Genomic DNA, 26,311 nt, shown 5'->3' with positions numbered 1-26,311 from the left:
CCGAGGCGATCCCGATGCTGATCCCGGCCGATCCGCGCTTTGTCTCGGTCGCCGAACTGCTCGAAACCTGCGACGGTTTCCTGCTGACCGGCGGTCGGCCCAACGTCCACCCCGAGGAATACGGCGAGGCCGAAACCCCCGCGCACGGCACCTTTGACCGCTGCCGGGATGCGATCACCCTGCCGCTGGTGCGCGCCTGCGTCGAGCGCGGGCAGCCGTTCTTTGGCGTCTGCCGTGGTTTTCAGGAGGTCAACGTGGCCATGGGCGGCTCGCTTTACCCTGAGATCCGCGATCTGCCGGGCCGCATGAACCACCGCATGCCCCCCGATGGCACGCTTGAGGCGAAATTCGCCCTGCGCCACATCGTGACGCTGACCGAGGGCGGGCCGTTCCACAAACTGCTCGGCGCGACCGAGGTGATGACCAACACGCTTCACGGGCAGGGGATCAAGACGCCCGGCGCGCGCATCGTCATCGACGGCTATGCCCCCGATGGCACGCCCGAGGCGCTCTATGTCAAGGATGCGCCCGGCTTCACCCTGTCGGTGCAGTGGCACCCCGAATACAACGCCGCCGGTGATCCCGTGTCCCGCCCGCTCTTCGCCGCCTTTGGCGAGGCCCTGCGCGCCTGGGCCAGCGTCAACGCCTGACACCGCCGTTTTGCGGTTTTTTGCAAAAGCCCCGGTTCTTGATTGAACCGGGGCTTTTGCTGGCGCGACTGACCTTTGAACGCCCGCGAAGGGCCAGCCATCAGAGGGTCACTATGGACAAGCTTCTCGTTCTCATCGCCGGTCTGCTCGGCGCGTTCTTCGCCCTGCTTCCCGCCACCGCGCCCGCGCTCGGGCTTTGACCCCGCAACAGGAGAGTTCCCATGCTTCGTCCCTTCCTGCGCGCTGCCGCGCTTGTGCTCACCCTCGCGTCTCCCGCTGCGGCCGAACTGGTCTCGATGCAGGCCGTCCAGCCCGCCACCCGCGTCGGCATCGACCCCTCGGGCCGGTTGTCGCTGCACGGGGGCACGGCCATGACGCTGGATATGGTCCAGCTCGAGGGCAACCGCGTCGCCTTCCGCGATCCGCAAAGTGGGCTGTTCCTGCGCGCCGGGGTGGGCGCACAGACCGAACTCGCCATCGCCTCGCCGCATATCCGCAGCTGGGAAACGTTCGAGCTGATCCCCAACGGCCCCGGCTTCGCGCTGCGCTCGGTGCAGAACGGGATGTATGTCGGCGCTGATCCGGCCAACCCGCGACTGGCGGCGGTATGGGGCACGCGCGGCATGGGGCAGACCTATCTGCTGCAACCCGTGGGTCAGACCCGCCCCTTCCTCCCTGTCCGCCCCGCCGCGCCGCAGGATTATGTCGGCGGCTGGCAGCTTGAGACGCTGTACCGGAACGGCCGCCCGGTCGCACTGGACCCGCAGGCCATCGCCGGTGCCTATATGAACATCGCCCGCCTCGGCGCGGTCGAGGGCAACAGCAGCTGCAACCAGTTCGACGCCCGTATCGGCGGCCATGATGACACCATCGTCGTGCGCAACATCATCACCACCCGGCGCGCTTGCGGCGGTGACGTGCGGCAGGTCGAAAACCTGTTCTACCAGTCCCTGCAAGAGGTCCGCCGTTTCGTGATGCTGCAGGGCAGCGGTCGGCTGGACATGCGCGACGCCAATGGCACGCTGCTGGCCAGCCTGCGCCGGCGATGAAAGCGCTAAGGGGGCCCGAGCGGCCCCCTTATGCCGTCAGATCGCCGAGGAATGCCCGGTCTTCGCCATCGCATACTGGTCAAACCGCGTGGCGATCATCCGGGTCAGCGCCCGCCCGGCAGGCGGGATCGACAGACCGTTGCGGTCCAGCACCACGAAGGGTGCGAAGGCCTCGGCCACCGGCGCGAACAGCGCCTGCAGCGCCACAGCGTCAGTGCCAAAATCGCGCACCAGCGCCGCCGACGACACCGCGAAATCGCACATCAGCGCCTCGATGATCCGCGCGCGCAGCCGGTCTTCACCCTTGAACGCATGGCCCCGCGTGACGGCGAACTCACCGGCCCGCACCGCCTTTGTCCAACCCGAGGTCGCCGGGTTCATCTGCGCATAGCCCTGCGGAAACTTCGAGATCGACGAGGCACCAAGCCCGATCAGCACCTCGGATGTATCGTCCGTATAGCCTTGAAAATTCCGCCGCAGCGTGCCGTTTTTCGCCGCCACTGCCAGCCCGTCACTGGGCCGCGCGAAATGGTCGATGCCGATCTCGTCATAGCCGTCCCAGGTGAACAGCTCCTGCGCCGCCTCGAACAGCGCCAGCCGTTCTTCGGGGCGGGGCAGGCTGTCCGACGGGATCATCTGCTGCCGCCGCGCCATCCACGGCACATGCGCGTAGCCGTACAGCGCCACCCGGTCGGGCGACAGCGACAGAAGCTTTTGCACCGAATCCGACAGCCGGGCGCGCGTCTGATAGGGCAGACCGAACAGGATATCGGCGTTCAGACTGGTGACGCCGCGCGCGCGGATCATCTCGACCGCGTCGCGGGTCGTCTCATAGCTCTGGTCGCGGCCGATGATCTGCTGGATCTCAGGGTCGAAATCCTGCACCCCGATCGAGGCGCGGTTCATCCCCGCCTCGGCCAGCGCGTCCAGCCGTTCGGCGTCAATCTCGTTGGGGTCAATCTCGACCGAGAATTCGGCGTCCTTGCCCAAAGGCACCGCGTCAAACACTGCTGCCGCCAGCGCGCGCATCTGCGCGGCGGGCATCAGCGTCGGCGTGCCGCCGCCCCAATGCAGCCGGGACAGCGTAACGCCCTGCGGCAAAAGCGCCTTGAGGTGCTGCAATTCGGCCTTCAGCGTTTCCACATAGGCAATGACCGGCGCCTCACTGCTGGTGCCCTGCGTGCGACAGGCGCAAAACCAGCACAACCTGCGGCAGAAGGGCACATGCAGATACAAAGACACCCGGCTGCCCGGCTTGATCGCGCCAACCCATTGACGAAACTGCAAAGATCCCACGGTATCCGTGAATTGCGGGGCCGTCGGATAGCTGGTGTAACGCGGCACGCGCGCGTCAAAGAGCCCCAATCGGGCGAGTTGCGATTCTGTTTCCATTGGCTTACGTTGCCAATTGAACGTCTTTGAGCCTTGACCTAGATCAAACAATGTCAAAAACCGCCGCCACGCCTGTAAAGTTAACCCATATTCAGTGTGGTGATTGTCCTATTCGTCACCGCGCTGTTTGTGCGCGCTGTGACGACGATGAATTGGCCAGCCTCGAAGAGACGAAATATTACCGCAGTTTCGAGGCGGGGCAGACCATTGTCTGGTCGGGTGACCGGATGGATTTTGTCGGCTCGGTCGTGACCGGCATCGCCACGCTGACCCAGACGATGGAAGACGGCCGCCGCCAGATGGTCGGGCTGCTGTTGCCCTCGGATTTCGTCGGCCGTCCGGGCCGCGACACCGCCGCGTATGACGTCGTGGCGACCACCGATCTGGTCATGTGCTGCTTTCGCAAGAAGCCGTTTGAAGAGATGATGGTCTCGACCCCCCATGTCGGTCAGCGCCTGCTGGAAATGACGCTGGACGAACTGGACGCGGCGCGCGAATGGATGCTGCTCTTGGGTCGCAAGACCGCGCGTGAAAAGATCGCCAGCCTGATCGCGATCATCGCGCGGCGCGATGCCTCGCTGAAAATGGCCGACAGCGGCGGCAGCGTCGTGGTCGATCTGCCGCTGACCCGCGAGGCGATGTCGGAGTATCTGGGCCTCACGCTTGAGACCGTCAGCCGCCAGATTTCGGCCCTGCGCAAGGACGGAATCATCGTGATCGAGGGCAAGCGCCACATCACCATCCCCGATTTCGAACGCCTGCTGGAAGAGGCCGGTGACGACAGCGACGGCGGATTCCTCGTTTGAATCAACGTTAACGGGCCTTTGACCCGAAAACCGCCGTCTGGAAGCCGCATTTTGGTCACGCTTCGCCGCGCAACCTGTTGAGACACAGGCAGTCGAGCAGAGACCAGGACAATGTTCAATTGGGATGAAGATTACGAGACGCTGGTGACCACCTCGACGGTCGTGCTGCGTGACAGGCCCGCCGACGCGCCGCAGCCCGCGCCGTGGCTGACCCGCGTGCGCGATATCGCGCGCCGGGCCACGATGCCGGCGCTGGTGGCACTGGGTCTGACAGCGGTCGCCGCTGGTGTGCAGTTTGCCCCTTCGTTCAATGACGGCGCGGCCCTTTCGTCCCTCACCCAATGGTCGTCCCTTGTGTTTGGTGACGGCGATGCCGTGATGCCTGACGCGCTGCACACCTATGATCAAAGCCAGTATGACCGCTTCCGCCACGGCATCGCCCAGTTCAGCGATGCGGATCTGCTGGAATACGCGCGCACCACGCAGGCCAGCCTGACCGGCGCAGGCGACGTCATGGGCGCCTTCCTGATGGACGCACTCTATCTGGCCGAGCGTGAGATCGACCGCCGCGGCCTGCCGCGCCCCATGGCCAGTCTGGCGGCGGTTCTGCACCGGTCCTGACCGCGAAAACGCCCAGATTTATCACGGTTTTTCCCTGATTGCCCCGCAGCGTTGCCACGCTTGTGGGGCATCTTTCTGGGATCGCACGACGGGCTGCATGGGGTGGCTACACGCGCGACTCACGGAGGAGAGACCATGAGCACTTCCCAACAACGCGCCCGCGCCAGCTATCCGCATGAGCGTGCCAAGCCCGGCGCCTATCTCTACGGCTCTGACCGGCAGGCCGCGCGCGAATCCGCCAGCCCTGAACGCAGCGCCTTTTCGACCGGTGGGGCAGGCGGCGTCAGCTGCTAGGCCTTGGGCGGCAGGCTGGCCACGAACCGCTGCGCCATGGCGATCAGCTGCGCGCGGCGGATGTCGTCGTCCAGCACGTCGTCGTCCAGCGTGACAAAACCCGTCATCGCGCGCCCGCGCATCTGCGTCGGGGTGACACCGTCGATGGTCAGGGCCGCCTCGGTCTGATCGGCGCCGACCCGCGCCATTGCCCCGCCCTTGCCGCGCAGAACGAACAGCATGTTGCCCTCGCGCAGGAACACCAACCCGCCGAACATGCGCTTTTCGGTCAGACCGGGCGTGAGCTCCAGATCGGCGCGCAGCATCTCGGCGAAGGTTTCGTCATAGGCCATTTTGGACCTCAAAGTCTGGGGCACGCAGAGAGCGCCACATCAAAGCGCCGCATTGCGCCGCAATTCAGCCGTTATTTCTGACCACGTTAACCATGAAAACAGTTTATTGGAGGCCAAAATGAAAGCGTACGCCCTGAAACGTTGGCTTCACGATGAAGACGGCGCGGTGACTGTGGACTGGGTCGTTCTGACCGCTGCTGTCGTAGGCCTGGGCATTGCCTCGGTCGCGGCGGTGAGCACAGGCACGGGGTCGCTGGGCACCAGCATCAGCGACTCGTTGAGCAACGCTTCGGTTGCTGCCTTGGGGACATTGGGGACCGGCGATGGGTCGGTGGCGGCTGCGCTGCGCGAACTCCTGGCGGTCGACGAGTCCACCTATGCTGGCTGGCTGGAAGAACTGGCCGGGTACGACGACGCAATGGTCGCCTCGCTCTACGCAACCTGGACACAGAATGCGGTGAATGCCCTCGACGCCGGCGATCGGTCGAGCGCGGGCTATGCCGTCGATGCTGTGGCGACAATCGCAGCGACGATGACCGAGCGCGGGATCGACATTCCCGGCGATTTGCCCGGTTCGGAAGAGCTTGATGCACGCTTCCTTGATATGGACGCCTGACAGCCGTTCACCGCAAAACGCGGGCCAACAGACCCGCGTTCGCGTTGCTCACCGTCGGGCCGCAAGCGGCCCACATTTGCTTACAGCGTGATGCGATACAGCGCGAAGCCGTTTTCGCCGTCGCCTGCCGCTTCCATCTGCACACCGCGCGCGCGGATTTCATCGACATAGGTTGCCGCTGCCGGGCCGGTCTCGAACAGAACCGTCGCACCCTCGACCGGGGCAAAGCCCCAGTTGCCATCCGCCGCCGGCGCGATGGTGCCGTTGTCGATGATATAGCGCACGATGATGTCGCGGTTGGTATCGGGCGCGCGGAAGATGATGGTCGAGCCATCCGCCCCCGGGAAATGCCCGCCGCCGCCCGCGCGGTAGTTGTTGGACGCGACGATGAACTCGGCTGCGTCATCAATCGGCGCGCCGTTGAACTGCAGGTTGACGATGCGGTGCGCGTCAGGCGCGACCACCGCGCCGTCGTTGTCATAGCGCGACGGCTGGCTCAGATCGATCTGATAGGTCACGCCGTCGATCACGTCGAAGTTGTACGACGGGAAGGCCGGGTTCAGCAGCACTTGATCGGCCACGCCGGGTTCGATCTGGTTGAACATCCCCGCCGAGCGTTCCAGCCATTCGCGCACCTGCGCGCCGGTGATGCGCACCGCCATCAGCGTGTTGGGGTACAGGTACAGATCGGCCACGTTCTTGATCGCCACCGGACCAACGGGCACGTCGGTGTAGTATTCCGCACCGCCACGGCCACCGGCCTTGAACGGGGCGGCGGCGCTCAGAACCGGCAGGCCTTCGTGCTCGGTGCCCTTCAGGATCTCGGTCACGTACCAGGTCTGCGCATCGCTCACGACCTGAACCGACGGATCATCCGCCACCAGCGCGAAATACGAATACAGCGGCACCGAGGTCTGGCCGACCTCTGCCCGCACGTATTCCAGCGTCGAAGCATGCGCATCCGCCGTGGCATCCACCACCGGCGCGTAATCCCCGACCAGCGCAGAAATCGAGCGATCCTCGTTGCGCTGCGAGATCGGGCGCGTCGAGCTTTGCGCAGAGTCCACGCGCCAGCTGTCGCCGTCGCGCACCAGCATCAGGTCGATCAGACCCAGATGCGAGCCCCAGAACCCGGCCATGACGGCGGGCTTGCCCATCAGCGTACCCGCTTCGGCGTCGATGCCGTCGCCTTCGTGGTTGCTGCCGGGGAACACAAGATGCTGGTGCCCGGTGACGATGGCATCAATGCCCTCGACCTCGGCCAGATAGAGCGAGGCGTTCTCCATCATCGGCTCATAGCCGGTGGCGATGCCCGAATGCGAGAGTGCCACGATGATGTCGGCGCCTTCCGCCTTCATCTGCGGCACCCAGGCGGTGGCGGCCTCGACGATACCGCGCACGTTATACTGGCCTTCCAGATGCGAGCGGTCCCATTGCAGGATCTGCGGCGGCAGGAAGCCGATGATCCCGATCTTGATCGGCATTTCGGTGCCGTCGCCATCGGTCAGCATCTTGTCCAGAATGACATAGGGCGGCAGGTGCAGCGCGTCGTCCAGCGGGGTCTCGCCCAGGCTGCTGGCAAAGTTCGCGCTGACCACCGGGAAATTCGCCCCTGCGTTCACGCGGTCCATGAACGCGACGCCATAGTTGAACTCGTGGTTCCCCAGCGTGCCGCAATCATAGCCCAGCGTGTTCATCGCGGCGATGATCGGGTGGATATCCCCGTCATTCATGCCGTGCTCATAGGCCATCCAGTCGCCCATCGGGTTGCCCTGGAAATAGTCGCCATTGTCGACCATCAGCGTGTTGGTCGCCTCGGCGCGGATTTCCTCGATGATCGAGGCGGTGCGCGCCAGACCCAGCGTATCGACAGGGCGGTCGGCGTAATAATCATAGGCCTGCGCGTGGCAATGCAGGTCGGTCGTGGTCAGGATGCGCAGATGCGCCTGGCCAGCGGCAGCGCGGGCGGAAAACGGGTGCAGCAGCACAAGGCTGGTGGCTGCGGTCGAGGACGCGAGGAACGCGCGGCGCGACAAGCGGGTCATGGTGGGAGGCTCCCTGTGAGTGAGTCGCTCTGGCGGCGAATGAGGCATCGTGAACCGGCATCAGGATTCCAGCAAGAAATTTGACCGATGGTTCAATTTGTGACCGGCAAAGGGCCGCCTGAGTCGCGCGATTCATCGCGCGCTTACGTAACTGTGCCATGACAGCAGGACTGGGGACGTAACGGCAACCGAATGGCGGAGCCACTGCAAGGACACCACCCGTGCCGACCTTGATTGCCCTCGCCGGTTTGCCCGGCACCGGGAAAACCAGCATTGCGCAGGCGCTTACCCGCCGCATGGGGGCGGTGTTGCTGCGCATCGACGCGATTGACGCGGCGATCTGGCAGGTTGATCCGGCGCGGGAAGGGCAGGGCGAAAGCTATCTGATCGCCGGGGCCATCGCCGTCTCCAACCTTGGGCTGGGGCTGAGCGTCATCAGCGATTGCGTGAACCCGTGGCCGGTGACGCGCGACGTCTTCCTGACCGCCGCCGCGCAGGCGGGCGCGCGGCATCTGGGAGTAGAGCTGATCTGCTCGGATCCGGTGGAACACCGCCGCCGCGTGCAATCCCGCATCTCGGATCTGCCCGGGTTCCGCGTTCCCAGCTGGCCCGAGGTGCTGGCGCGCGACTACCTGCCATGGTGCGATGCCGATCTGCAGATCGACACCGCCCGCACGTCGATCAGCGATGCGGTGACCCGGATCGCGCAGGCGCTAGGCTAAGCGTGCCGTGACCTGCCGGATCAACGCCCGCGCCTCGACACTGGGCCGCTGCTCGACCCGCCGGTAATCGCGCCCGCCTGCCGCGCGCTGCATCAGCCCCAGCCCGATCATGTCGCGGCGCAAAAGCGCCCGGTCGCCGAAGCTGTGCCAGCCGTCCAGCAGCCGGTTGATCGCCGCCTCGTCCAGCGGCAGATCGCGCGGCAGGCGGGACCACAGCGCCCACAGGCACAGGATCTGCAGCTGCCGCCACGCAGGCCAGCGGATCAGCTGGCCGGCTCCGTCGAAACAGGCCAGCGCCCGCTCGACCTGCCGGAAGTCGGCGCTGGGCTCGGCCGGGGCACTCAGCCGCGCTTCGGCGGCATGCGCCGCGCGCAGGTGCTGGTGATTGCGAAACCCGGCCGAACGGGCGAGCATGTTGAGCATCGCCAGATGCGACGGGGCAGGGCCGCTGGCATCCAGTTGCCGCGACAGCTGGCGGGCAAAGGCGGAAACATCGGGGGTGGTCAGCGGAATCAGATCGCGCGACATGGCATCCTCATGAGGGCCGCGGGCAAGGTCGTGGTCGCTGACTTACGACGCGCGGCACAGCATGGGGTGTGTCGGATCATCGCGATAGGGCAGGTTTAGCTTCCCTTGCGGGACAGCGACGCCTTGGGAACTGCCGACCATCCCGCGATTCTAGCGCAAGCGCCCCGCAGCGGCAAGCCAGATGCATGGGGGGCAGACAGCGCGCGGCCTGCGCGGTAGCGTGCCGGTCCGCACCGCCAAAGCCAAAGGGAGGCCCCCATGAGCGCCGTCATCATCCGCCGGTTTGTCGCCAGCGATCACACCGACTGGATCGGGCTGTGGCAGGGCTACAACGACTTCTACCGTCGCACGGTCGAGGACCGCACGACCGAACGTCTGTGGGGATTGCTGCTGTCAGGCGCGGGCGAGCCCTTTGCCTATGCCGCCGAACTCGACGGCAAGGTGGTCGGCTTCGCGCATTACTATTTCACCCCGTCCACCTCGGACTGGACGCCGCGCTGCTTTCTGCAGGATCTCTTCGCTTCCACGGCGGCGCGCGGCCACGGCGTCGGGCGCGCGCTGATCGAGGCGCTTTACGCCGATGCCGACCGCCACGATGCCGCGCAGGTCTTCTGGCTGACCGAAGACAGCAACGCCACCGCGCGCCAGCTTTATGACCGCGTGGCGCGCAAGACGGCGTTCATCAAGTACCAGCGCTGAAACGCAAACGCCCCGGCACAAAGACCGGGGCGCTCAAGGCGTCAGTGGGCCAGCAACACCGCCCGCTCGGCGTGCTCCAGCACGTCGCGCGTCGGCCCGCCCAGAATCGCCTCGCGCAGGCGCGAGCGACCGTAAGCCCCCATCACCATCAACGATGCGTCGCTGTCTTCCATGTGGCGCAGCAGCACGTCGGAAATGCGCGGCAAGGTCTTGGCCAGCACGGCCACCTCGGCCCGCACGCCGTGGCGCGCCAGCATCTGCGTCAGCAAGCCGCCCGGGTCCGAGCGTTCGGTGCTGTGCGCGGGCGGATCGACGATCACCACCATCACCTCGTCCGCAGCCTTGAGCAGCGGCATCGCGCGGCGCACGGCGGACAAAGCCTCGTGCGACTGGTCCCAGGCGATCATCACCCGCTTGCCGAAATCGGGTTTGAGCCCTTTGTGCGGCAACACCAGAACGGGGGCGCGGCCCTCAAACAGCGCCGCCTCGATGACCGCTTCCTGCGCCGGGGTCACGTCTGCGCCATAAGGTCGCGACTGGATCACCAGATCGGCGAAGCGGGCGCGCTGGCCGACCAGCATCGGCAGCCCGCCAAACTGCGCGATCGCTGAATCAACGCTCCAGCGCAGGGACTGGCCTTCAAGCTGGCGTCGCCCGCGCGCTTCCAGGGCCTCGGCCTCGGTCTGTGCCCGTTCCAGCGTTTCCTGCAGCAGGACCGGCGATGCGCCCATGTAAAACCCGCCCGCGGGCGTCAGATCGACACCCAGCATGCAGGCCGTCAGATGCGCGTCATGGGACAGTGAAAACTGGATCGCATCCGGCAAGGTTGTGTCAAGCTCAGAGGCGCTCGAGAGAAAACTGAGAATCGATTTATAGTCCATGGACGTCCTCCTTCTGCCAGCTGCTGGCAGATCATGATGTCCTGCGATGATCCGCCGCGCTTTGCCGGACTGCATTGATCTCTATCAAGTCCGTGCAGGCATAACATTTGGGGTCACTTGACTTGAATCAAGGTCTGGCGGTCCCGGAGCCGAAATAAGGACGAAGGCGTAACAGGCCCCGACTCTGTCTGGAGACGGGGGAAACGCTAAAAAATCGAACGAAGGGACGCAAACAATGTGGGATTACGTCAAGCTGATCGTGCTTGCCGCTGTCGCGGTGCTCGCCGCGATCGCTGCAAGTTACGCGCGTGACCTCGCCTACCTCGTCCACATGATGATCTTCATGCTGGCGGCGGTAGCGGCTTTCCTGTGGCAAATTCGCCACATGGGAGAGACGGTACACAACGAAAAAGAATATATGGACGGCGTCATTCGCTATGGCGTCATCGCAACCTGCTTCTGGGGGATCGTCGGGTTTCTGGTCGGCGTCGTGATCGCCTTCCAGCTGGCCTTTCCCGAACTGAACCTTGCGCTGCTTGAGGGCTTTGGCAACTTTGGCCGCCTGCGCCCGCTGCACACCTCGGCGGTGATCTTCGCCTTTGGCGGCAACGCGCTGATCGCCTCGTCCTTCTACGTGGTTCAACGCACGACGGCGGCGCGGCTGTTTGGCGGCAACCTCGCGTGGTTCGTGTTCTGGGGCTATCAGGTGTTCATCCTGATGGCGGCGACCGGCTATGTGCTGGGCTCGACCCAAGGTCAGGAATACGCCGAGCCGGAATGGCTGACCGACCTGTGGCTGACCGTCGTCTGGGTGGCGTATCTGCTGATCTTCATGGGCACGCTGATCAAGCGCCGCGAGCCGCATATCTATGTGGCGAACTGGTTCTACCTGTCGTTCATCGTCACCGTGGCCATGCTGCACATCGTCAACAACCTGCAGATCCCGGTGTCTTTCCTGGGCTCGCGGTCGATCCCGGTCTGGTCGGGCGTGCAGTCGGCAATGGTGCAATGGTGGTACGGCCACAACGCCGTGGGCTTCTTCCTGACGGCCGGTTTTCTGGGCATGATGTATTACTTCATCCCCAAACAGGCCGAGCGTCCGGTCTACAGCTACAAGCTGTCGATCATCCACTTCTGGGCGCTGATCTTCCTGTATATCTGGGCCGGTCCGCACCATTTGCACTATACCGCCCTGCCTGACTGGGCGCAGACGCTGGGTATGACCTTCTCGATCATGCTGTGGATGCCGTCCTGGGGCGGGATGATCAACGGCCTGATGACCCTGTCGGGCGCGTGGGACAAACTGCGCACCGACCCGGTGATCCGCATGATGGTCGTCGCCGTGGGCTTTTACGGCATGGCCACCTTCGAAGGCCCGATGATGTCGATCCGCGCGGTCAACTCGCTGTCGCACTATACGGACTGGACCATCGGTCACGTCCACTCGGGCGCGCTGGGCTGGAACGGGATGATCACCTTCGGGGCGCTCTACTATCTGGTGCCCAAACTGTGGAAGCGTGAGCGGCTCTATTCGCTGAGCCTCGTCAGCTGGCACTTCTGGCTCGCCACGATCGGCATCGTTCTGTACGCGGCGTCGATGTGGGTGACCGGCATCATGGAAGGCCTGATGTGGCGCGAAGTCGATGCGCAAGGCTTCCTGGTGAACTCGTTCGCGGACACCGTTGCGGCCAAGTTCCCGATGAACGTGGTGCGCGGAACGGGCGGCCTGATGTTCCTGACCGGTGCCTTGATCATGTGCTACAACCTGTGGATGACCGTGCGGAAGGTGGGCGAAGCGAAGCCTGCCACCGCTGCGGTTGCCGCTGAATAAGCGGAGGATGAAATGGGTATTCTAGATCATCACAAGAAAATCGAGAAGCACGCCACCCTCTTGCTGGTCCTCAGCTTTTTGGTGGTGACCATTGGCGGCCTCGTGCAGATCGTGCCTCTGTTCTACCTGCAGAACACGATCGAAGAGGTCGAGGGCATGCGCCCCTACGCACCGCTGGAACTCGCCGGTCGCGAGATCTATGTGCGCGAGGGCTGCTATGTCTGCCACAGCCAGATGGTGCGCCCGATGCGCGACGAGGTCGAGCGGTACGGCCACTACTCGCTGGCGGCCGAGTCGATGTACGACCACCCGTTCCAGTGGGGCTCCAAGCGGACCGGGCCGGATCTGGCCCGGTTGGGCGGGCGCTATTCGGACGAATGGCACGTCGCCCACATGCGCAACCCGCGTGACGTGGTGCCGGAATCGATCATGCCGCCCTATGCGTTCCTGCTCGATCGTCCGATCAACGGCGAACACATCGCCGATCTGATGAGCACCTACCGCATCGTCGGTGTGCCCTACACCGAAGAAATGATCGCGACCGCGCGTGAGGACTTCCTCGCGCAGGCAGACCCCGAGGCCGATACGTCGGGCCTGCTGGAACGCTATCACGATGCACAGACGCGGAACTTCGATGGACAGCCTCAGCTGACCGAGATGGATGCGTTGATTTCGTACATGCAGATGATCGGCACGCTGGTGGATTTCGACACCTTCGTGCGCGACGACAGCCGGTAAGGGGGAGAGACATGGAAACCTACACTCTTCTTCGGAGCTTCGCGGACAGCTGGTATCTGCTGTTCATGGCGCTCTTCTTCGTCGGGATCATTGCCTGGGCCTGGCGGCCCGGCAGCCGCAAGGTGCAGCAGGAAGTCGCTGCCAGCATCTTCCGCAATGATGACAGACCGGCGGACGACGGAGATCGCTCTCCTTCGGCCCGCCAGAGCCAGGGGGCACGCTGATGGCCACGCCAAAGAAGAAAAGCAACGACCCCAAGACGACGGGGCATTCGTGGGACGGGATCGAGGAATTCGACAACCCGCTGCCGCGCTGGTGGCTCTGGGTCTTCTATCTGTGCATCCTGTGGTCCGTGGTCTACTGGGTGCTCTACCCGGCATGGCCGATGGTAAGCGGGGCAACGTCGGGCGTGCTGGGCTACTCGTCGCGCGCCGATGTCGAGGTCGAGATCGCCGATGCCGACGCCGCCAATCAGGTCTGGTATGACCGGCTGATGTCGACCGATCTGGACGCGATTGCCGCCGATCCCGAACTTGAGCGCTTCGCGGTCAACGCCGGGGCCGCCGTCTTCCGCGCCCAGTGCTCGCAATGCCACGGCGCCGGTGCCGATGGCCTGCGCGCCGGTTCGGGCTTTCCCAACCTGCTCGATGACGAGTGGATGTGGGGCGGCACGATGGACGACATCGTGACCACCGTGACCTATGGTATCCGCAATACCGACTTCCCCGATGCGCGGTACTCGGAAATGCCGTCCTTTGGCCGCGACGAGTTGCTGACGCCGGACGAGATCGACCAGGTCGTCAACCATGTTCTGGCCATCTCGGGTCAGGCGCATGACGCTGCCTTGGCAACGGCGGGGGTGGATGTTTTCGACCTCAACTGCGCGTCGTGCCACGGCGCTGACGGCTCGGGTGATACGTTTGTCGGTGCCCCGGCACTGAACAACGCGATCTGGCTCTATGGCGGGTCCGAGGCCGACATCCGTGCGTCGGTGAACAACGCCCATTTCGGCATCATGCCGGGCTTCACCAACCGTCTTAACCCGGCGCAGATCCGTGCTGTGGGGGCCTATGTCCACCAGCTGGGCGGTGGCCAGTAACCTGACGAACCCGGGCCCTGTACGCAGGGCCCGGCGGCTGCACCGGACCCGATCCTGTTCGCGCGTTTCACGGGGCCGGTGCAGCTTTGACGTGAGCAAAGGCGCACCCGGTCGTCCCTCCGGTGTGCGCCTTTGCCACATTTAATCTGTCTCACGAAGTCTGATTTTTGATTCAGGTCAAGGCTCTGGTCGCCCCCCTGTGCGAAGCAGCCCCAAGCCAAGAAATGGAGCGAGTCCGTGAGTACCACCGAAGAGCCAGAGCAGCTGTACGCCAAGCGCGAGCCGATCTTCCCGCGCCGCGTCAAAGGCAACTTCCGGACGCTCAAGTGGTGGCTGATGGGGCTGATGCTGGGGATCTACTACATCACGCCGTGGATCCGGTGGGACCGTGGCCCTGCGATGCCCGATCAGGCCGTGCTGGTCGATCTGGGCAGTCGGCGGTTCTTTTTCTTCATGGTCGAGATCTGGCCGCACGAGTTCTATTTTGTCGCAGGCCTGCTGATCATGGCGGGTATCGGGCTGTTCCTGTTCACCTCGGCGCTGGGCCGGGTCTGGTGCGGCTATGCCTGCCCGCAGACCGTCTGGACCGACCTGTATATTCTGGTGGAACGCTGGGTCGAGGGCGACCGCAACGCCCGTCTGCGCCTGCACCGCCAGCCCTGGAACGCGGAAAAGATCCGCAAGAACCTGACCAAATGGCTGCTGTGGCTGCTGATCGGTCTGGCGACGGGCGGGGCCTGGGTGTTCTATTTCACCGACGCGCCGACCCTGCTGCACGATCTGGCCAGTTTCAGCGCCCACCCGGTCGCCTATGGCACCATCGCCTTCCTGACCGCGACGACCTTCCTGTTCGGCGGGTTCTTCCGCGAGCAGGTCTGCATCTATGGCTGCCCCTGGCCGCGCATTCAGGCCGCGATGATGGACGAAGACACGCTCACCATCAGCTACCGCGACTGGCGCGGAGAGCCGCGCGGCAAGCACCACAAGGGCGTCGAGGACACCCGGCAAGGCGACTGCATCGACTGCATGGCCTGCGTCAACGTCTGCCCGATGGGCATCGACATCCGCGACGGCCAGCAACTCGCCTGCATCACCTGTGGCCTGTGCATTGACGCCTGCAACGACGTGATGGACCGCATCGGCAAGCCGCGCGAGCTGATCGGCTACATGGCGCTGACCGATGAAACCCGCGAACGCGCCGGCTCGGCACCGAAAAGCATCTGGAAACACGTCTTCCGCCCGCGCACCGTGGTCTACACCGTCCTCTGGGCCGGGGTCGGGCTGGCGCTGCTGGTCGCGCTGTTCCTGCGCACCGATATCGACATGTCCATCGCGCCGGTCCGCAACCCCACGCATGTGGTGTTGGCCAATGGCTCGGTCCGCAACGCCTATGACATCCGCCTGCGCAACATGTACGCGGAACCCCGCCAGTTCTATCTGACCGTGGCCAATGACGCCTCGATCAGCTTGACGATCGAAGGGGTGCAGGGCCAACTGGTCACCGTGGGACCGGATGAGCAGCTCAACCAGCGCGTCTATCTGACCGCAGCGGCGGGTACGCCTGCCGCCGTGGCCGCAACCTCGCCCGTGCGGCTCTGGGTCTCGGTTACCGGCGAGACAGACCGCATCTATGGCGACACAGTCTTCAACGGAAGGGGCGAATAATGGCCGATACTGCAGGGCGTGAACTGACCGGGCGCAAGGTTCTGGCGATCACCGTGTCGGCGTTTTCGGTGATCATCGGCGTCAATCTGGTCATGGCCTATTTCGCCGTCGGCACCTTTCCGGGGCTTGAGGTGGCGAATTCCTACGTCGCCAGCCAAGGCTTCAACGACCGGATGCGCGCGCAACAGGCGCTGGGCTGGACGACCGAGGCCGACATGACCGGCGGCCAGCTGACCGTGCGCATCATCACGGCCTCGGGCGATCCCGCGCCGGTGGCCGCGATCACCGCCATTCTGGGCCGCCCCACGACCGAGCGCGAGGATACCATCCCCGATCTCGCCTTCAACGGCGCGGCCTATACCGCCCCCGTTGATGTGGACTACGGCAACTGGGATCTGCGCATCAACGCCGAATCCGCCGACGGCACGCAATACGACTACCGTGTCGGCGTGATCCACAACCCATGAGGACCGCGCCATGACCGATTCGTCATACGGGCAGGGGCCCGCCCCGATGTCCGCCTGTCCGGCCTGTGTCGCCATGCCCTCGGCGCTGGATCGCGCTCAGGCGGCGGCTGCGGCGGCCTCGGCGCGGATCATGCTGTCGGTGCCGGACGCCCATTGCGCGCTGTGCATCACCAACATCGAGCGGGATCTTGAGAAAATGCCGGGCGTCAAAAGCGCGCGGCTCAACCTGACCCTGCGCCGCGTTTCGGTCGAGGGTGAGCCGGGCATCACCGCCGCTGCGGTGGCCGAACGGCTGGGCAAGATCGGCTACCCGGCGTATGAACTGGACCCCGGCCAGCTCAGCATGACCGAAACCGACAAGCAGGGCCGCGACCTGTTGATGCGGCTTGGCGTCGCGGGGTTCAGCATGATGAATATCATGCTCTTGTCCGTCGCCGTCTGGTCCGGTGCCACCGACGCCACGCGCGATCTGTTCCACCTGATTTCCGCCCTGATCGCGGTGCCCACCGTCGCCTTCTCTGCCCAGCCGTTCTTTCGCAAGGCCTGGGCCGGGGTGAAAGCCGGGCGGCTGGACATGGATTTCCCGATCTCGCTGGCCATCGTGCTGGCAACGGCCATGTCGCTCTATGAGACGCTGAACGGCGGCCACCACGCCTATTTCGACGCCGCCGTGATGCTGACCTTCTTCCTGCTCGCGGGCCGCTACCTCGACTTCCGCACCCGCGCCGTCGCCCGGTCTGCCGCGCAGGAGCTCGCCGCGCTCGAGGTGCCGCGCGCCCTCCGCGTCACGGGCGGGGCAGAAGAGACCGTTGCCGTCTCGGCCCTTACCGTCGGCGATCTGGTGCTGGTGCGCCCCGGTGGCCGCATCCCGGTCGATGGCGTGATCACCGCGGGCACCTCGGAACTCGACCGCTCGCTGCTCACCGGCGAAACGCTCCCGGTCTTCGCCAGCCCCGATCTGGTGGTCAGCGCCGGGGCGGTGAACCTCACCGGCCCGCTGACACTGCGCGTTACGGCGGCGGGCAAGGACAGCTCGCTGCACCGCATGGCCGATCTGGTCGCCGTGGCCGAAAACGCCCGCAACAAATACACCACGCTGGCCGAACGCGCCGCGCGGCTCTATTCGCCCTCGGTCCATCTGCTCGCCTTTGGCGCCTTTCTTGCGTGGATGTGGATCACCGGCGGCGACGTGCGCCTGGCGCTTAACATCGCCGCTGCGACGCTGATCATCACCTGTCCCTGCGCGCTGGGTCTGGCCGTGCCCGCCGTGGTCACCGCCGCCTCGGGCAGACTGTTCCGGGCCGGGCTGCTGATCAAGGATGGCTCGGCACTGGAACGTCTGGCCGAGGTCGACACCGTGGTCTTCGACAAGACCGGCACCCTGACGCTGGGCACGCCGGAACCGGTCAACCTCGACACCCTCAGCCCCCACGCGCTGGAAATCGGCGCGGCGCTGGGCGCTGCGTCGTCCCACCCGCTCGCCCAGTCTCTGGCGCAGGCGGCAAAGGCCCGTGGCGTGGTCCCCGCCCTGCTTGACGACATCGCCGAAGTCCCCGGCCACGGTGTGCAGGCGCTGTGGCAAGGCACCCGCGTGCGCCTTGGCCGCGCGGCCTGGGTCGGGGCCGACAGCCTTGAGACCACCGGCACCTACCTCGCCATCGGTGCCGAACCGGTGCACGCCATCGCCTTTACCGACCGCTTGCGCGACGGCGCGCAAGAGGCCGTGACCGCCTTCAAGGCGCAGGGCAAACGGGTCATGCTGATCTCGGGCGACGTGCCGGGTGCGGTGCGCGCCATGGCCGAACGGCTGGGCATCGAGGACTGGCAGGCCGAAGCCCTGCCGCAGGACAAATCCGCCACCATCGAGGCGCTGCAGGCCAAGGGGCACAAGGTGCTGATGATCGGCGACGGGCTGAACGACACGGTGGCGCTGACCGCCGCGCATGTGTCGATCTCTCCGGCGACGGCGCTGGATGCCGCGCGGGTGGCGTCTGACATCGTGCTGCTCGGCACCTCGCTTGCCCCGCTGCCCCATGCGCAACGCACCGCCGTACGCGCGGTGCGGCGGATCCGGGAAAATTTCGCGATCTCGTTTGGCTATAACCTGATCGCGGTGCCGATTGCGCTGGTCGGTCTGGCGTCGCCGCTGATTGCGGCGCTGGCCATGTCGGTGTCGTCGATTACCGTCGCGCTGAACGCCCTGCGGCTCAAATAAGGATCAAGGCATGGATATTCTGGCGATCCTGATTCCGGTTTCGCTGCTTTTGGGGATTGCAGGGCTGCTGGCCTTCTGGTGGACCCTGCGGCGCGGGCAATACGATGACCCCGAAGGCGACAGCCAGCGCATCCTGCGCGGCGACTACGACGACCACCCTAAACCGTGATGGAACCCAGATCGCGGGCCGGTTGCACTTGACCTTTTGGTGCGTGAGGCACTTATTACCCCCAACGCAACCAAACGAAAGAGGTACCGCGATGTCCTTCACCCTTCCCGATCTTCCCTATGCCCACGATGCTCTGGCCTCGCTCGGCATGTCCAAGGAAACGCTGGAATTCCACCACGACATCCACCACAAGGCCTATGTCGACAACGGCAACAAGCTGATTGCCGGCACCGAGTGGGAAGGCAAGTCGGTCGAAGAGATCGTCAAGGGCACCTACCAGTCGGGCGCCGTGGCGCAGAACGGCATCTTCAACAACGCCTCGCAGCACTGGAACCACACCCAGTTCTGGGAAATGATGGGCCCCGGCGGCAATGCCATGCCCGGTTCGCTGGAAAAGGCGATCGTTGACAGCTTCGGCTCGGTCGACAAGTTCAAGGAAGATTTCTCGGCGGCTGGCGCCGGTCAATTCGGCTCGGGCTGGGCCTGGCTGGTGAAAGACACCGACGGCGGGCTGAAGGTCACCAAAACCGAAAACGGCGTGAACCCGCTGTGCTTTGGCCAGACCGCGCTCTTGGGCTGCGACGTGTGGGAGCATTCCTACTACATCGACTTCCGCAACAAGCGCCCGGCCTACCTGACCAACTTCCTCGACAAGCTGGTCAACTGGGAAAACGTCGCCGCGCGTCTGGGCTGAACCCCGCGCCGATACGAGACAGGAAAAGGGGGGCCGCGCGCCCCCCTTTTGCGTCTGGAACCCCGCAACTCGGGGGCATCGAGCCCCCTCGTTGCGGCGCGCGTGCCGCGCGCAGGGGGGCGTCTGCCCCCCTCGGCCTGACGGCCTCACCCCCTGAGGATATTTGAAGAGCAAAGAACGGTTAACGCGCCGTTAAGCTGCATTTTCTGTCTCTAAGTATCCACAGGAGGGGTCCCGGGGAGGGGCGTGCCCCCTCCCCGGGCGAGGGGGTCGGGGGGCGAGCAGCCCCCCGATCTGCGCGTCCTCAGGCTGGACCACCCGCTGATCCAGCAGCAGCACCGCCCCGAACCGCACCGCCAGCAGCAGCACCGCCGGCGCGGTCAGCGGCCCGGCGATGGTTGCCAGCGTTTCGGCGTCGCGGATGTCGGCGGATTGCAGCTCGGCCCGTGGGTCTGCCTGAAGTGTCGCCGCGACCCAGGCCCGCAGCCGGGACGCCGTGATGCCGGTTTTCGCCATCTCTTCGGCCTCGAACAGGGCGCGTGACAGCGCCAGCGCGGCGCTCCGCTCCCCAGGCGTCAGGCGCGCATTGCGGGTGGACAGGGCCAGCCCGTCGGCGTCACGCACGGTCGGGACGCTCAGCACCCGCACCGGCATATCCAGATCGCGCACCATCTGGCGGATCACACAGAGCTGCTGATAATCCTTCTCGCCAAAGCAGGCCATATCCGGCTGCACGATGTTGCACAGCTTGGCAAACGCCGTCGCCACGCTGCGGAAATGCACCGGCCTGAACTTGCCGATCAATGTCTTTGCCAGCTCGGTCGTTTCCACGATGGTTTGCGCGTCTGGCCCGACCATCTCGTCAACCGAGGGTACGAAGACCGCGTCCACCCCGGCCGACTGCAACATTGCCTCATCCCATTCCGGCACGCGCGACCGCGTGGCGACGTCATCGGTCAGACCAAAGGGCGTGGGGCTGGCAAAGATCGACACGACAACCCGGGCCCCCTCGCTCTTGGCCCGCGCGACCAGCGCCTTGTGCCCGTCATGCACAAAGCTTGAAGTCGGCACCAGCGCAACCGCCTCGCCCGCCGCGCGCCAGCTGCGCGCGGTGTCGCGCATCGCGGATTTTGTCGTGATGAGCTGCATCGCACCCCCCAAGGCTGAGCGCGATCCCTAGCGTCCCTCGCCACGACCGGCAAGCCGCATGGGGCGGCGGCGCAGGCGCACGATTGTTCGCGGCCGCGGCGCGGTGCACAATGGCCGCGCCCCGTCCAAGGAAACCGCGCCCATGCTGACCGCCGATCTGAGCAAGCTGCTGACCCTGCGCCATTTGCGGGTCATCGCCACGCTGGCCGATCTCAAACTGGTGGCGCGGGTGGCCGAGGCGCTGAACCTCTCGCAGCCCGCGATCTCCAAGCAGATCGCCGAGCTGGAGCGCCTCGTCGGCACGCCGCTGGTCACGCGTGAACGCAACCGGCTGTTCCTCACCCCCATCGGCGCGCGCCTTGCCGTGCATGCGCAGCAGGTGCTCAGCCAGCTTGACCGCGCCGCCTTTGACATCGAGGCCATGGCGACCGGCATCACCGGATCGGTCAGTATCGGTGTCGTCAGTTCGGTTGCGCCGATCCTGTTGCCCGCCGCGCTGACGCTGTTCAAACGCGGCGCGCCGACCGCCAGCGTGACCATCACCGAGGGGCATTTCACCGCCCTTTATCCGCAGTTCGAAGCCGGGCAGATCGACCTGCTGATCGCCCGCACCTGGCAACCGCAGGAACTGCCCGGTGTGCGCCAAAGCGTGTTGATGCGCGACGCCGTGGTGGTCGTCGCCGGGCGCGATCACCCGCTGGGCCTGCGCGACTCCCTCCAATGGGCCGATGTCACCGACTGGCCCTGGCTCTTGCCGCAAAGCACCTCCGTCGCGCGCAATGCGGTCGAGGCGTATTTCGCCCAGCTTGGCCTGCCGCTGCCGACCAACACCATCGCCTCGGTTTCGCTGCCGCTCAATCTGGCGTTGATGCGGGACATGCCGGTGCTGGGTCTGTTCCCCAAGAGCCTTGCCCAGACCCATGTCGCGCGCGGCGATATCGTCGTGCTGCCGCTGGAAACCGATGGCCTTTTGTCCGAGGCGCGCAGCTTCTGGCACGCCCGCGGGGCCGAGACCAACAACACCCTCGCGCTGTTCCTGCGCTGTCTGGATCAGGCGGCGGCAGAGCGTAAAACCATGCCGAATGGTTAAGGTTCTCGCCGCATAATTCAATATTCCCGGCCGAATTTTCCCCATAACCATAACAGAGGGAGAAAATTAAGGCACGGACCGCCCCGCGGGCGATCCGGTCAGAGGGCCAATGACCGCACATCCACTCGCCGCGCTGACGGCGCACCAGATGCTCACCGCATTCGCGCAGGGCACCCTGACGCCCAGCACCCTGCTGGACGCGCTGCTGGCGCATATCGCCGCGATCAATCCCGCTATCAACGCGCTGACCGCCTTCGACATCGACGCGGCACGGGCCGAGGCGGCGCTCTCGACCCAGCGTTGGGCCAAGGGTCAGCCGAAAGGGTTGCTCGATGGTTTGCCGATTGGCGTCAAGGATTTGCAGGAAACCAAGGGCCTGCTGACCACCTATGGCAACCCGCGCTCGCGCAACCATGTTCCGGTGCAGGACCTGCCCATGGTCGCCCGCCTGCGCGCTGCCGGGGCCATCGTGCTGGCCAAGACCAACGTGCCAGAGCTGGGCGCAGGCGGCAACACCCGCAACCCGGTCTGGGGCGCAACCGGCAACCCGTTCAACCCGGCGCTGATCGTTGGCGGCTCGTCGGGGGGTTCGGCTGCGGCGCTGGCGGCGGATCTGGTGCCGCTGGCCACCGGCTCGGACACCGGCGGCTCGCTGCGCCTGCCCGCCGCGCTGTGTGGCATCGTTGGTTATCGCCCCTCGGTCGATGTGATCGCGCATCCGACGCGGCCCCTGGGCTGGTCGGCGATCTCGGTGCTGGGGCCGATGGCGCGCACCGTGGACGATCTGGTGCTGATGCTGCGCGCCTGCCACGGCTTCGATCCGGGCGATCCCTTGTCCGCGCCGTCGGACCCCGCCCGCTTCGATGCCCTGCTCCCGCGCGACCCCGGCACCCTGCGGCTGGGCTATAGCGAGGATTTCGGCGGCGCGCCGGTTGATCCGCAGATCCGTGCCACCTTCCGCGCCCGCCTCGCCGCGCTCAAGCCCGATGTGGCCGAGCTGCGCCCGGTGGACCTGACCCTCGGCGCCATGGACCGCGCTTTCGACATCCTGCGCGCCGAAAGCTTCGTTGCCGCCTTTGGCACCGCCACCCAGACCGATCCCGACAATTTCGGCCCGCATATCCACGCCAATGTGCAGCTGGGTCTGGGCTTTAGCCTTGCCGACCGCGCCTGGGCGCATGCCGAGCAGACCCGCATCCTGCGCCAGTTCAACGCCCGCATCGCCGGGCTGGATGCGATCCTGCTGCCCACCGCGCCCGTCTCGCCCTTCCCGTGGACGCAGTCGCATGCCACGCAGATCGACGGGCAGGACATGGACATCTACTACCGCTGGCTGGCGCTGACCTATCGCGGGTCGCTGACCGGCGGCCCGGCGATCACCCTGCCCAGCGGGCTGGACCCGGCGGGCATGCCCTTTGGCCTGCAACTGCTCGGCCCGGTGCGCGGTGACGCGGGCCTTCTGGCCTGCGCGCGCAGCCTCGAGGCGCTGCTGGCCCGCGACCCGGACACCGCCCGCCCGCGCCCTGACCTTGACGCGCTCACCCGCTCCACCGTCGATCTGCGCGCGATCGTCACCCATCCGCCGCAGAGCGACGCCGCCAGCGCCGCGCTGTCTGCGCCGACCGCCGTCTAGGAGCCCGCCGATGTGGATCGCGCCCCTCGCCTTTGTCGTGCTGCTGATCAGCGGCACCGCCTTTGCCTATCTGATGGGCGCGGTGTCGGTGGTGACCTTTTTCGCTGCCGACCGCGCGCAATACCTGTCGATCATGCCGCAACGCATCTTCGCGCAGCTCGACGTGTTTTCCTTCATGGCGATGCCGCTGTTCATCCTGACGGCGGAAATCATGACCCGCGCGGGCGTCACCCGCAGCCTGATCGACTTTGCCATGGCGATGGTCGGCCGTTTCAAGGGCGGGCTGGGCCACGTCAACATCCTGACCTCGGTGTTCTTTGCCGGGATCTCGGGCTCGGCCATCGCGGACTCAGCCGCCCTGTCGCGCACCTTTGTCCCCGAGATGGTCGCGCGCGGGTATGACCGCTATTACGCCGGAGCGATCACGGCGGCTTCGTCAATGATCGGCCCGATCATCCCGCCCTCGATCATCATGATCATCTACGGCGGGCTGACCGGCGTGTCGGTCGGCGCGCTGTTCTCGGCGGGGATCGTGCCGGGCCTGCTGCTGGCCGTATCGTTGATGGCGCTCAACACCCTGATCGCGCATCTGCGCAACCACCCCGGTGGCCGCGATCCCAGCCTGCCGCGCTTCTGGCCCGCTCTGCGCCGCGCGGCACCGGCGCTGATGCTGCCGGTGATCATCCTTGGCACGCTGGTGTTCGGCCTTGCCACGCCCACCGAAGGCTCTGCCGTCGCCGTCTGCTTCGCGCTGCTGGCGGGCCTGTTCTACAACGGCCTGAGCGTCAAAATGGTGGCCGAGGCGCTGGAAGCCACCGCCCGCCTGACCGGCACGATCTTCATCATCCTCGCCGCGATCTCGCTTCTGGGCTATCTGGCCGGGCAACTGGGCTGGTCCGAGGCCTTGGCGGACTGGGTCGACAGCATCGGCCTGACCGGCACCAAGTACCTGTTTTTCCTGATCGCCATCTTTCTGGTCGCGGGCATGTTCATGGACACGCCGGTGGCCCTGACCCTGCTGATCCCGCTCTTTGTCCCGCAGGCGGTCGAGCAGGGGATCAACCCGATCCATCTGGGTATCGTGCTGTGCTTCAACCTGTGCATCGGCCTGATCACGCCGCCTTTGGGCAAATGTCTGGTCGTCGTCGCAGCCCTGACGGACCTCAACTACTGGCGGCTGGCGCGGGCTGCGCTGCCGTTTATCGCCGTGCAGATCCTGTTGCTGCTGGCGCTGGCCTATTGGCCGGAAATCAGCCTTGCGCTGCCGCGCTTCGCCGGTTTCGCCGTGAACTGATCTTAGGGAGGAACGACCATGAAACTGACCACACTGACCCTTGCCACCCTGCTGGCAGCCGCCACCGCAGCACAGGCCGAGGTGAAGATCGCGCTGGATACCGCGCCGGATCTGGCCACCTCGGGCTCGTATAACTGGGTGAGCGCGTTTGAAGCCTCGCTCACCGCCGCCGGGATGGACGTGCGCGAACTGCCGCGCGGCGCGGTGGGGGCCGAGGCCGAGGTCTTCGACCAGATCAGCACCGGCCTGCTGGAAGTCTCGCTGTCCGATGTCCGCTCGGTCGCGCAAGTCGATCCGTTCATCTACGGCGTCCGGCTGCCCTATATCTTTGACGATGCCGCCCATATGGACCGCGCGCTGGCCGCCGGTGACGTGTTCGCCCGGATCAACGAGTCCATCGCGGGGCAAGAAGTGATCCTTGCCGCGCTGGTGCCGCTGGGGCCGTCGTCGGGCATCATCACCACCGATCAGGCGGTGCGCAGCCCCGCCGACATGAGCGGCTTGCGCATGCGCGCCCTCGATGACGCGCAGATCGCGATGTATCAGGCCTGGGGTTCCAGCGGCACGATCGTGCCGTGGGGCGAGGTGCCGACCGGCCTGCAAACCGGCGTGATCGACGGTTACCTGAACTCGCCCACCGTGCCGATCATGTTCGGCCAGACCGACTTTGTGCGCAACTTCTCGGACGCCGGGGTGATCATCCCGCTGCGCGCCGTGCTGTTCTCGCAGGCGTGGTACTCTGACCTGTCCGACGCCGACCGCGCTGCCGTCGATGCGGCGGTCGAGGCGGGCAATGCTGCCAACCGCGCGTGGCTGGCGGGCATGACCGACACTGCCCTCACCGATCTTGAGGCCGCAGGCGTCACCGTCCAGCGCCTGTCAGCCGAGGAACGCGCGGTGTTCCGCGACCTGTCCTCGACCACCTATCAGTCTGACCTGATGGTCGCCGAGGATGTGGCGCGCTGGGTCGATCTGGCCGCGCAAACGCGCTGAACCTGTCGCGGCGGGCCACCCCCGGCCCGCCGCGCCCTGTCTTGAACACCTGAGGCCTGCCATGCGCCGTTTCATCCTGGGTCTGAGCAACGGCATCAACGCCGTCGTCCGCCGCGTCACCATCTTTGCCGTGGCGCTGATGTTCGTGGCGGTGATGGTTCAGGTCATCGCCCGCTATGTCTTCTCATCCCCGCCCGTCTGGACCGAAGACGTCGCGCGCTATGCGATGGTCTGGACCGGTCTTCTGGGGGCCTCTCTGTCGTTCAAGTCCCGCAGCGACGCGGTGCTGATGCAAAGCGTCTTTCCCAGCCGCCCGCATCTGCTGGGCCTGCTGGCCGACGCGCTGCAAACCGTTGCCATCCTGACCTTTATCCTGCCGGTGCTCTATTTCTGCTTCTTCGATCTGCGCGGAGGCATGGCGCGCAGCTATCTGGCGCGGCAGGCGGGGATCACCATGGACACGCTGGGCATTCCGATGGTCTGGATCTCGGTCGTCGTGCCGGTGTCGTTCATCATCATCCTGATCCACCTCGCCGCCCGCTGGGCCGAAGGTCACAGCCGCCACGACCAGACCGAACTCACCGCCGCGCTTGACTGAGCGCGTCGTTTTCGCGCCTCGACTGGTCGGGTGCATTTCAC

Annotated in this window: 28 protein-coding genes; 22 read left to right on the top strand and 6 right to left on the bottom strand. The window is 65.6% G+C overall.

Translation table 11 applies throughout. The features are described 5' to 3' along the window. Together OKW52_RS22125 and OKW52_RS22120 are read left to right on the top strand one after the other, a co-directional pair. Positions 1 to 650 (top strand): gamma-glutamyl-gamma-aminobutyrate hydrolase family protein (locus tag OKW52_RS22125; protein ID WP_264507615.1); only part of this gene is annotated, 650 nt, incomplete at its 5' end. A 221-nt stretch (positions 651 to 871) separates the two neighbouring features. Continuing rightward, positions 872 to 1,699, top strand: a complete 828-nt coding sequence (locus tag OKW52_RS22120) for an META domain-containing protein (protein ID WP_264507614.1) — start codon at positions 872 to 874, stop codon at positions 1,697 to 1,699. A gap of 36 nt (positions 1,700 to 1,735) precedes the next feature. Here OKW52_RS22120 and hemN read toward each other — a convergent pair whose 3' ends face one another. Next, a complete protein-coding gene (gene hemN / locus OKW52_RS22115; protein ID WP_264507613.1) occupies positions 1,736 to 3,091 on the bottom strand; it encodes an oxygen-independent coproporphyrinogen III oxidase in 1,356 nt (451 codons plus the stop codon). A gap of 50 nt (positions 3,092 to 3,141) precedes the next feature. Between hemN and fnrL the strand changes: the two genes are divergently transcribed. The 3 genes from fnrL to OKW52_RS22100 all read left to right on the top strand — a co-directional run bounded on the left by fnrL (position 3,142) and on the right by OKW52_RS22100 (position 4,812). Then, the gene (gene fnrL, locus OKW52_RS22110; protein WP_264507612.1) at positions 3,142 to 3,897 is read left to right on the top strand and encodes a transcriptional regulator FnrL; all 756 of its coding nucleotides are present in this window, start codon (positions 3,142 to 3,144) and stop codon (positions 3,895 to 3,897) included. 111 nt (positions 3,898 to 4,008) lie between these two features. Further along, on the top strand, positions 4,009 to 4,518 hold the full coding sequence (locus tag OKW52_RS22105; RefSeq protein ID WP_264507611.1) for a hypothetical protein: 510 nt from the start codon (positions 4,009 to 4,011) through the stop codon (positions 4,516 to 4,518). Positions 4,519 to 4,653: 135 nt separating this feature from the next. Next, complete coding sequence (locus tag OKW52_RS22100; RefSeq protein WP_264507610.1) at positions 4,654 to 4,812, top strand: hypothetical protein; 159 nt, start codon at positions 4,654 to 4,656, stop codon at positions 4,810 to 4,812. Here OKW52_RS22100 and OKW52_RS22095 read toward each other — a convergent pair. Beyond that, entirely contained in the window at positions 4,809 to 5,144 is a 336-nt protein-coding gene (locus OKW52_RS22095; protein ID WP_264507609.1) for a TfoX/Sxy family protein, read from the bottom strand. The genes OKW52_RS22100 and OKW52_RS22095 overlap by 4 nt on opposite strands. 118 nt (positions 5,145 to 5,262) lie before the next feature. Here OKW52_RS22095 and OKW52_RS22090 point away from each other — a divergent pair, with 118 nt between their 5' ends. Beyond that, positions 5,263 to 5,760 (top strand): hypothetical protein, encoded by a 498-nt coding sequence (locus OKW52_RS22090; RefSeq protein WP_264507759.1) that lies wholly within the window; start codon positions 5,263 to 5,265, stop codon positions 5,758 to 5,760. 80 nt (positions 5,761 to 5,840) lie between these two features. Here the strand turns inward: OKW52_RS22090 and OKW52_RS22085 are convergent, their stop codons facing one another. Further along, on the bottom strand, positions 5,841 to 7,805 hold the full coding sequence (locus OKW52_RS22085) for a bifunctional 2',3'-cyclic-nucleotide 2'-phosphodiesterase/3'-nucleotidase (protein WP_264507608.1): 1,965 nt from the start codon (positions 7,803 to 7,805) through the stop codon (positions 5,841 to 5,843). A gap of 221 nt (positions 7,806 to 8,026) precedes the next feature. On the opposite strand from OKW52_RS22085, the gene OKW52_RS22080 reads away from it, so the two are divergent. Continuing rightward, a complete protein-coding gene (locus OKW52_RS22080; protein WP_264507607.1) occupies positions 8,027 to 8,527 on the top strand; it encodes an AAA family ATPase in 501 nt (166 codons plus the stop codon). Here OKW52_RS22080 and OKW52_RS22075 read toward each other — a convergent pair. Next, entirely contained in the window at positions 8,519 to 9,055 is a 537-nt protein-coding gene (locus tag OKW52_RS22075; RefSeq protein WP_264507606.1) for a DUF2087 domain-containing protein, read from the bottom strand. The genes OKW52_RS22080 and OKW52_RS22075 overlap by 9 nt on opposite strands. Before the next feature lie 258 nt (positions 9,056 to 9,313). Between OKW52_RS22075 and OKW52_RS22070 the strand changes: the two genes are divergently transcribed. Then, a complete protein-coding gene (locus OKW52_RS22070) occupies positions 9,314 to 9,754 on the top strand; it encodes a GNAT family N-acetyltransferase (RefSeq protein ID WP_264507605.1) in 441 nt (146 codons plus the stop codon). A 41-nt stretch (positions 9,755 to 9,795) separates the two neighbouring features. Here OKW52_RS22070 and OKW52_RS22065 read toward each other — a convergent pair whose 3' ends face one another. After that, positions 9,796 to 10,635: a universal stress protein gene (locus OKW52_RS22065; RefSeq protein ID WP_264507604.1), complete on the bottom strand. Its 840-nt coding sequence runs from the start codon at positions 10,633 to 10,635 to the stop codon at positions 9,796 to 9,798. Positions 10,636 to 10,870: 235 nt separating this feature from the next. Here OKW52_RS22065 and ccoN point away from each other — a divergent pair, with 235 nt between their 5' ends. The 9 genes from ccoN (at position 10,871) to OKW52_RS22020 (ending at position 19,513) form a co-directional block, all read left to right on the top strand. Further along, positions 10,871 to 12,466 (top strand): cytochrome-c oxidase, cbb3-type subunit I, encoded by a 1,596-nt coding sequence (gene ccoN, locus OKW52_RS22060; RefSeq protein ID WP_264507603.1) that lies wholly within the window; start codon positions 10,871 to 10,873, stop codon positions 12,464 to 12,466. A gap of 12 nt (positions 12,467 to 12,478) precedes the next feature. Next, positions 12,479 to 13,204, top strand: coding sequence for a cytochrome-c oxidase, cbb3-type subunit II (ccoO, locus tag OKW52_RS22055; protein ID WP_264507602.1), 726 nt, complete (start codon positions 12,479 to 12,481; stop codon positions 13,202 to 13,204). A gap of 11 nt (positions 13,205 to 13,215) precedes the next feature. After that, positions 13,216 to 13,428, top strand: coding sequence for a cbb3-type cytochrome c oxidase subunit 3 (locus OKW52_RS22050; protein ID WP_264507601.1), 213 nt, complete (start codon positions 13,216 to 13,218; stop codon positions 13,426 to 13,428). After that, positions 13,428 to 14,303 carry a cytochrome-c oxidase, cbb3-type subunit III gene (ccoP, locus tag OKW52_RS22045; RefSeq protein WP_264507600.1) on the top strand — a complete coding sequence of 292 codons (876 nt, stop codon included), beginning with the start codon at positions 13,428 to 13,430 and terminating at the stop codon, positions 14,301 to 14,303. Before OKW52_RS22050 ends, ccoP begins: the two co-directional genes overlap by 1 nt. Before the next feature lie 237 nt (positions 14,304 to 14,540). Then, positions 14,541 to 15,968, top strand: coding sequence for a cytochrome c oxidase accessory protein CcoG (gene ccoG, locus OKW52_RS22040; protein ID WP_264507599.1), 1,428 nt, complete (start codon positions 14,541 to 14,543; stop codon positions 15,966 to 15,968). Then, a complete protein-coding gene (locus tag OKW52_RS22035; RefSeq protein ID WP_264507598.1) occupies positions 15,968 to 16,435 on the top strand; it encodes a FixH family protein in 468 nt (155 codons plus the stop codon). The genes ccoG and OKW52_RS22035 overlap by 1 nt, the downstream gene beginning before the upstream one ends. 10 nt (positions 16,436 to 16,445) lie before the next feature. Then, positions 16,446 to 18,650: a heavy metal translocating P-type ATPase gene (locus OKW52_RS22030; RefSeq protein WP_264507597.1), complete on the top strand. Its 2,205-nt coding sequence runs from the start codon at positions 16,446 to 16,448 to the stop codon at positions 18,648 to 18,650. A gap of 10 nt (positions 18,651 to 18,660) precedes the next feature. Continuing rightward, a complete protein-coding gene (gene ccoS, locus OKW52_RS22025; RefSeq protein ID WP_127107183.1) occupies positions 18,661 to 18,819 on the top strand; it encodes a cbb3-type cytochrome oxidase assembly protein CcoS in 159 nt (52 codons plus the stop codon). Between the two features lie 91 nt (positions 18,820 to 18,910). Next, on the top strand, positions 18,911 to 19,513 hold the full coding sequence (locus OKW52_RS22020) for a superoxide dismutase (protein WP_264507596.1): 603 nt from the start codon (positions 18,911 to 18,913) through the stop codon (positions 19,511 to 19,513). A gap of 192 nt (positions 19,514 to 19,705) precedes the next feature. Here the strand turns inward: OKW52_RS22020 and panC are convergent, their stop codons facing one another. Further along, positions 19,706 to 20,662, bottom strand: coding sequence for a pantoate--beta-alanine ligase (gene panC / locus OKW52_RS22015; protein WP_264507595.1), 957 nt, complete (start codon positions 20,660 to 20,662; stop codon positions 19,706 to 19,708). A 142-nt stretch (positions 20,663 to 20,804) separates the two neighbouring features. Here panC and OKW52_RS22010 point away from each other — a divergent pair, with 142 nt between their 5' ends. From OKW52_RS22010 to OKW52_RS21990, 5 genes are all read left to right on the top strand, one after another. After that, on the top strand, positions 20,805 to 21,752 hold the full coding sequence (locus OKW52_RS22010; protein ID WP_264507594.1) for a LysR substrate-binding domain-containing protein: 948 nt from the start codon (positions 20,805 to 20,807) through the stop codon (positions 21,750 to 21,752). 109 nt (positions 21,753 to 21,861) lie between these two features. Further along, on the top strand, positions 21,862 to 23,385 hold the full coding sequence (locus OKW52_RS22005; protein WP_264507593.1) for an amidase: 1,524 nt from the start codon (positions 21,862 to 21,864) through the stop codon (positions 23,383 to 23,385). 10 nt (positions 23,386 to 23,395) lie between these two features. Continuing rightward, the gene (locus tag OKW52_RS22000; RefSeq protein ID WP_264507592.1) at positions 23,396 to 24,679 is read left to right on the top strand and encodes a TRAP transporter large permease; all 1,284 of its coding nucleotides are present in this window, start codon (positions 23,396 to 23,398) and stop codon (positions 24,677 to 24,679) included. A gap of 18 nt (positions 24,680 to 24,697) precedes the next feature. Next, positions 24,698 to 25,672, top strand: coding sequence for a TRAP transporter substrate-binding protein (locus OKW52_RS21995; protein WP_264507591.1), 975 nt, complete (start codon positions 24,698 to 24,700; stop codon positions 25,670 to 25,672). A gap of 61 nt (positions 25,673 to 25,733) precedes the next feature. Next, entirely contained in the window at positions 25,734 to 26,270 is a 537-nt protein-coding gene (locus OKW52_RS21990) for a TRAP transporter small permease (RefSeq protein WP_264507590.1), read from the top strand. Positions 26,271 to 26,311 lie beyond the last annotated feature (41 nt).

The sequence above is a fragment of the Pararhodobacter zhoushanensis genome, from assembly GCF_025949695.1.
In the GTDB taxonomy this organism is placed as follows: domain Bacteria; phylum Pseudomonadota; class Alphaproteobacteria; order Rhodobacterales; family Rhodobacteraceae; genus Pararhodobacter; species Pararhodobacter zhoushanensis_A.
This window is presented reverse-complemented; position numbering and strand designations above follow the sequence as displayed.

What these genes read in the sequence shown, in the direction of transcription:
- ccoN (WP_264507603.1), top strand. Translation starts at nt 10,871, where the DNA reads ATGTGGGATTACGTCAAGCTGATCGTGCTTGCCGCTGTCGCGGTGCTC.
- OKW52_RS22090 (WP_264507759.1), top strand. Translation starts at nt 5,263, where the DNA reads ATGAAAGCGTACGCCCTGAAACGTTGGCTTCACGATGAAGACGGCGCG.
- OKW52_RS22085 (WP_264507608.1), bottom strand. Translation starts at nt 7,805, where the DNA reads ATGACCCGCTTGTCGCGCCGCGCGTTCCTCGCGTCCTCGACCGCAGCC.
- OKW52_RS22000 (WP_264507592.1), top strand. Translation starts at nt 23,396, where the DNA reads ATGTGGATCGCGCCCCTCGCCTTTGTCGTGCTGCTGATCAGCGGCACC.
- OKW52_RS22035 (WP_264507598.1), top strand. Translation starts at nt 15,968, where the DNA reads ATGGCCGATACTGCAGGGCGTGAACTGACCGGGCGCAAGGTTCTGGCG.
- OKW52_RS22100 (WP_264507610.1), top strand. Translation starts at nt 4,654, where the DNA reads ATGAGCACTTCCCAACAACGCGCCCGCGCCAGCTATCCGCATGAGCGT.
- OKW52_RS22070 (WP_264507605.1), top strand. Translation starts at nt 9,314, where the DNA reads ATGAGCGCCGTCATCATCCGCCGGTTTGTCGCCAGCGATCACACCGAC.
- OKW52_RS22010 (WP_264507594.1), top strand. Translation starts at nt 20,805, where the DNA reads ATGCTGACCGCCGATCTGAGCAAGCTGCTGACCCTGCGCCATTTGCGG.
- OKW52_RS22050 (WP_264507601.1), top strand. Translation starts at nt 13,216, where the DNA reads ATGGAAACCTACACTCTTCTTCGGAGCTTCGCGGACAGCTGGTATCTG.
- ccoO (WP_264507602.1), top strand. Translation starts at nt 12,479, where the DNA reads ATGGGTATTCTAGATCATCACAAGAAAATCGAGAAGCACGCCACCCTC.
- OKW52_RS22020 (WP_264507596.1), top strand. Translation starts at nt 18,911, where the DNA reads ATGTCCTTCACCCTTCCCGATCTTCCCTATGCCCACGATGCTCTGGCC.
- OKW52_RS22095 (WP_264507609.1), bottom strand. Translation starts at nt 5,144, where the DNA reads ATGGCCTATGACGAAACCTTCGCCGAGATGCTGCGCGCCGATCTGGAG.
- panC (WP_264507595.1), bottom strand. Translation starts at nt 20,662, where the DNA reads ATGCAGCTCATCACGACAAAATCCGCGATGCGCGACACCGCGCGCAGC.
- OKW52_RS21990 (WP_264507590.1), top strand. Translation starts at nt 25,734, where the DNA reads ATGCGCCGTTTCATCCTGGGTCTGAGCAACGGCATCAACGCCGTCGTC.
- hemN (WP_264507613.1), bottom strand. Translation starts at nt 3,091, where the DNA reads ATGGAAACAGAATCGCAACTCGCCCGATTGGGGCTCTTTGACGCGCGC.
- OKW52_RS22105 (WP_264507611.1), top strand. Translation starts at nt 4,009, where the DNA reads ATGTTCAATTGGGATGAAGATTACGAGACGCTGGTGACCACCTCGACG.
- OKW52_RS22005 (WP_264507593.1), top strand. Translation starts at nt 21,862, where the DNA reads ATGACCGCACATCCACTCGCCGCGCTGACGGCGCACCAGATGCTCACC.
- ccoP (WP_264507600.1), top strand. Translation starts at nt 13,428, where the DNA reads ATGGCCACGCCAAAGAAGAAAAGCAACGACCCCAAGACGACGGGGCAT.
- fnrL (WP_264507612.1), top strand. Translation starts at nt 3,142, where the DNA reads ATGTCAAAAACCGCCGCCACGCCTGTAAAGTTAACCCATATTCAGTGT.
- OKW52_RS22065 (WP_264507604.1), bottom strand. Translation starts at nt 10,635, where the DNA reads ATGGACTATAAATCGATTCTCAGTTTTCTCTCGAGCGCCTCTGAGCTT.
- OKW52_RS22030 (WP_264507597.1), top strand. Translation starts at nt 16,446, where the DNA reads ATGACCGATTCGTCATACGGGCAGGGGCCCGCCCCGATGTCCGCCTGT.
- OKW52_RS22075 (WP_264507606.1), bottom strand. Translation starts at nt 9,055, where the DNA reads ATGTCGCGCGATCTGATTCCGCTGACCACCCCCGATGTTTCCGCCTTT.
- OKW52_RS22120 (WP_264507614.1), top strand. Translation starts at nt 872, where the DNA reads ATGCTTCGTCCCTTCCTGCGCGCTGCCGCGCTTGTGCTCACCCTCGCG.
- ccoS (WP_127107183.1), top strand. Translation starts at nt 18,661, where the DNA reads ATGGATATTCTGGCGATCCTGATTCCGGTTTCGCTGCTTTTGGGGATT.
- OKW52_RS21995 (WP_264507591.1), top strand. Translation starts at nt 24,698, where the DNA reads ATGAAACTGACCACACTGACCCTTGCCACCCTGCTGGCAGCCGCCACC.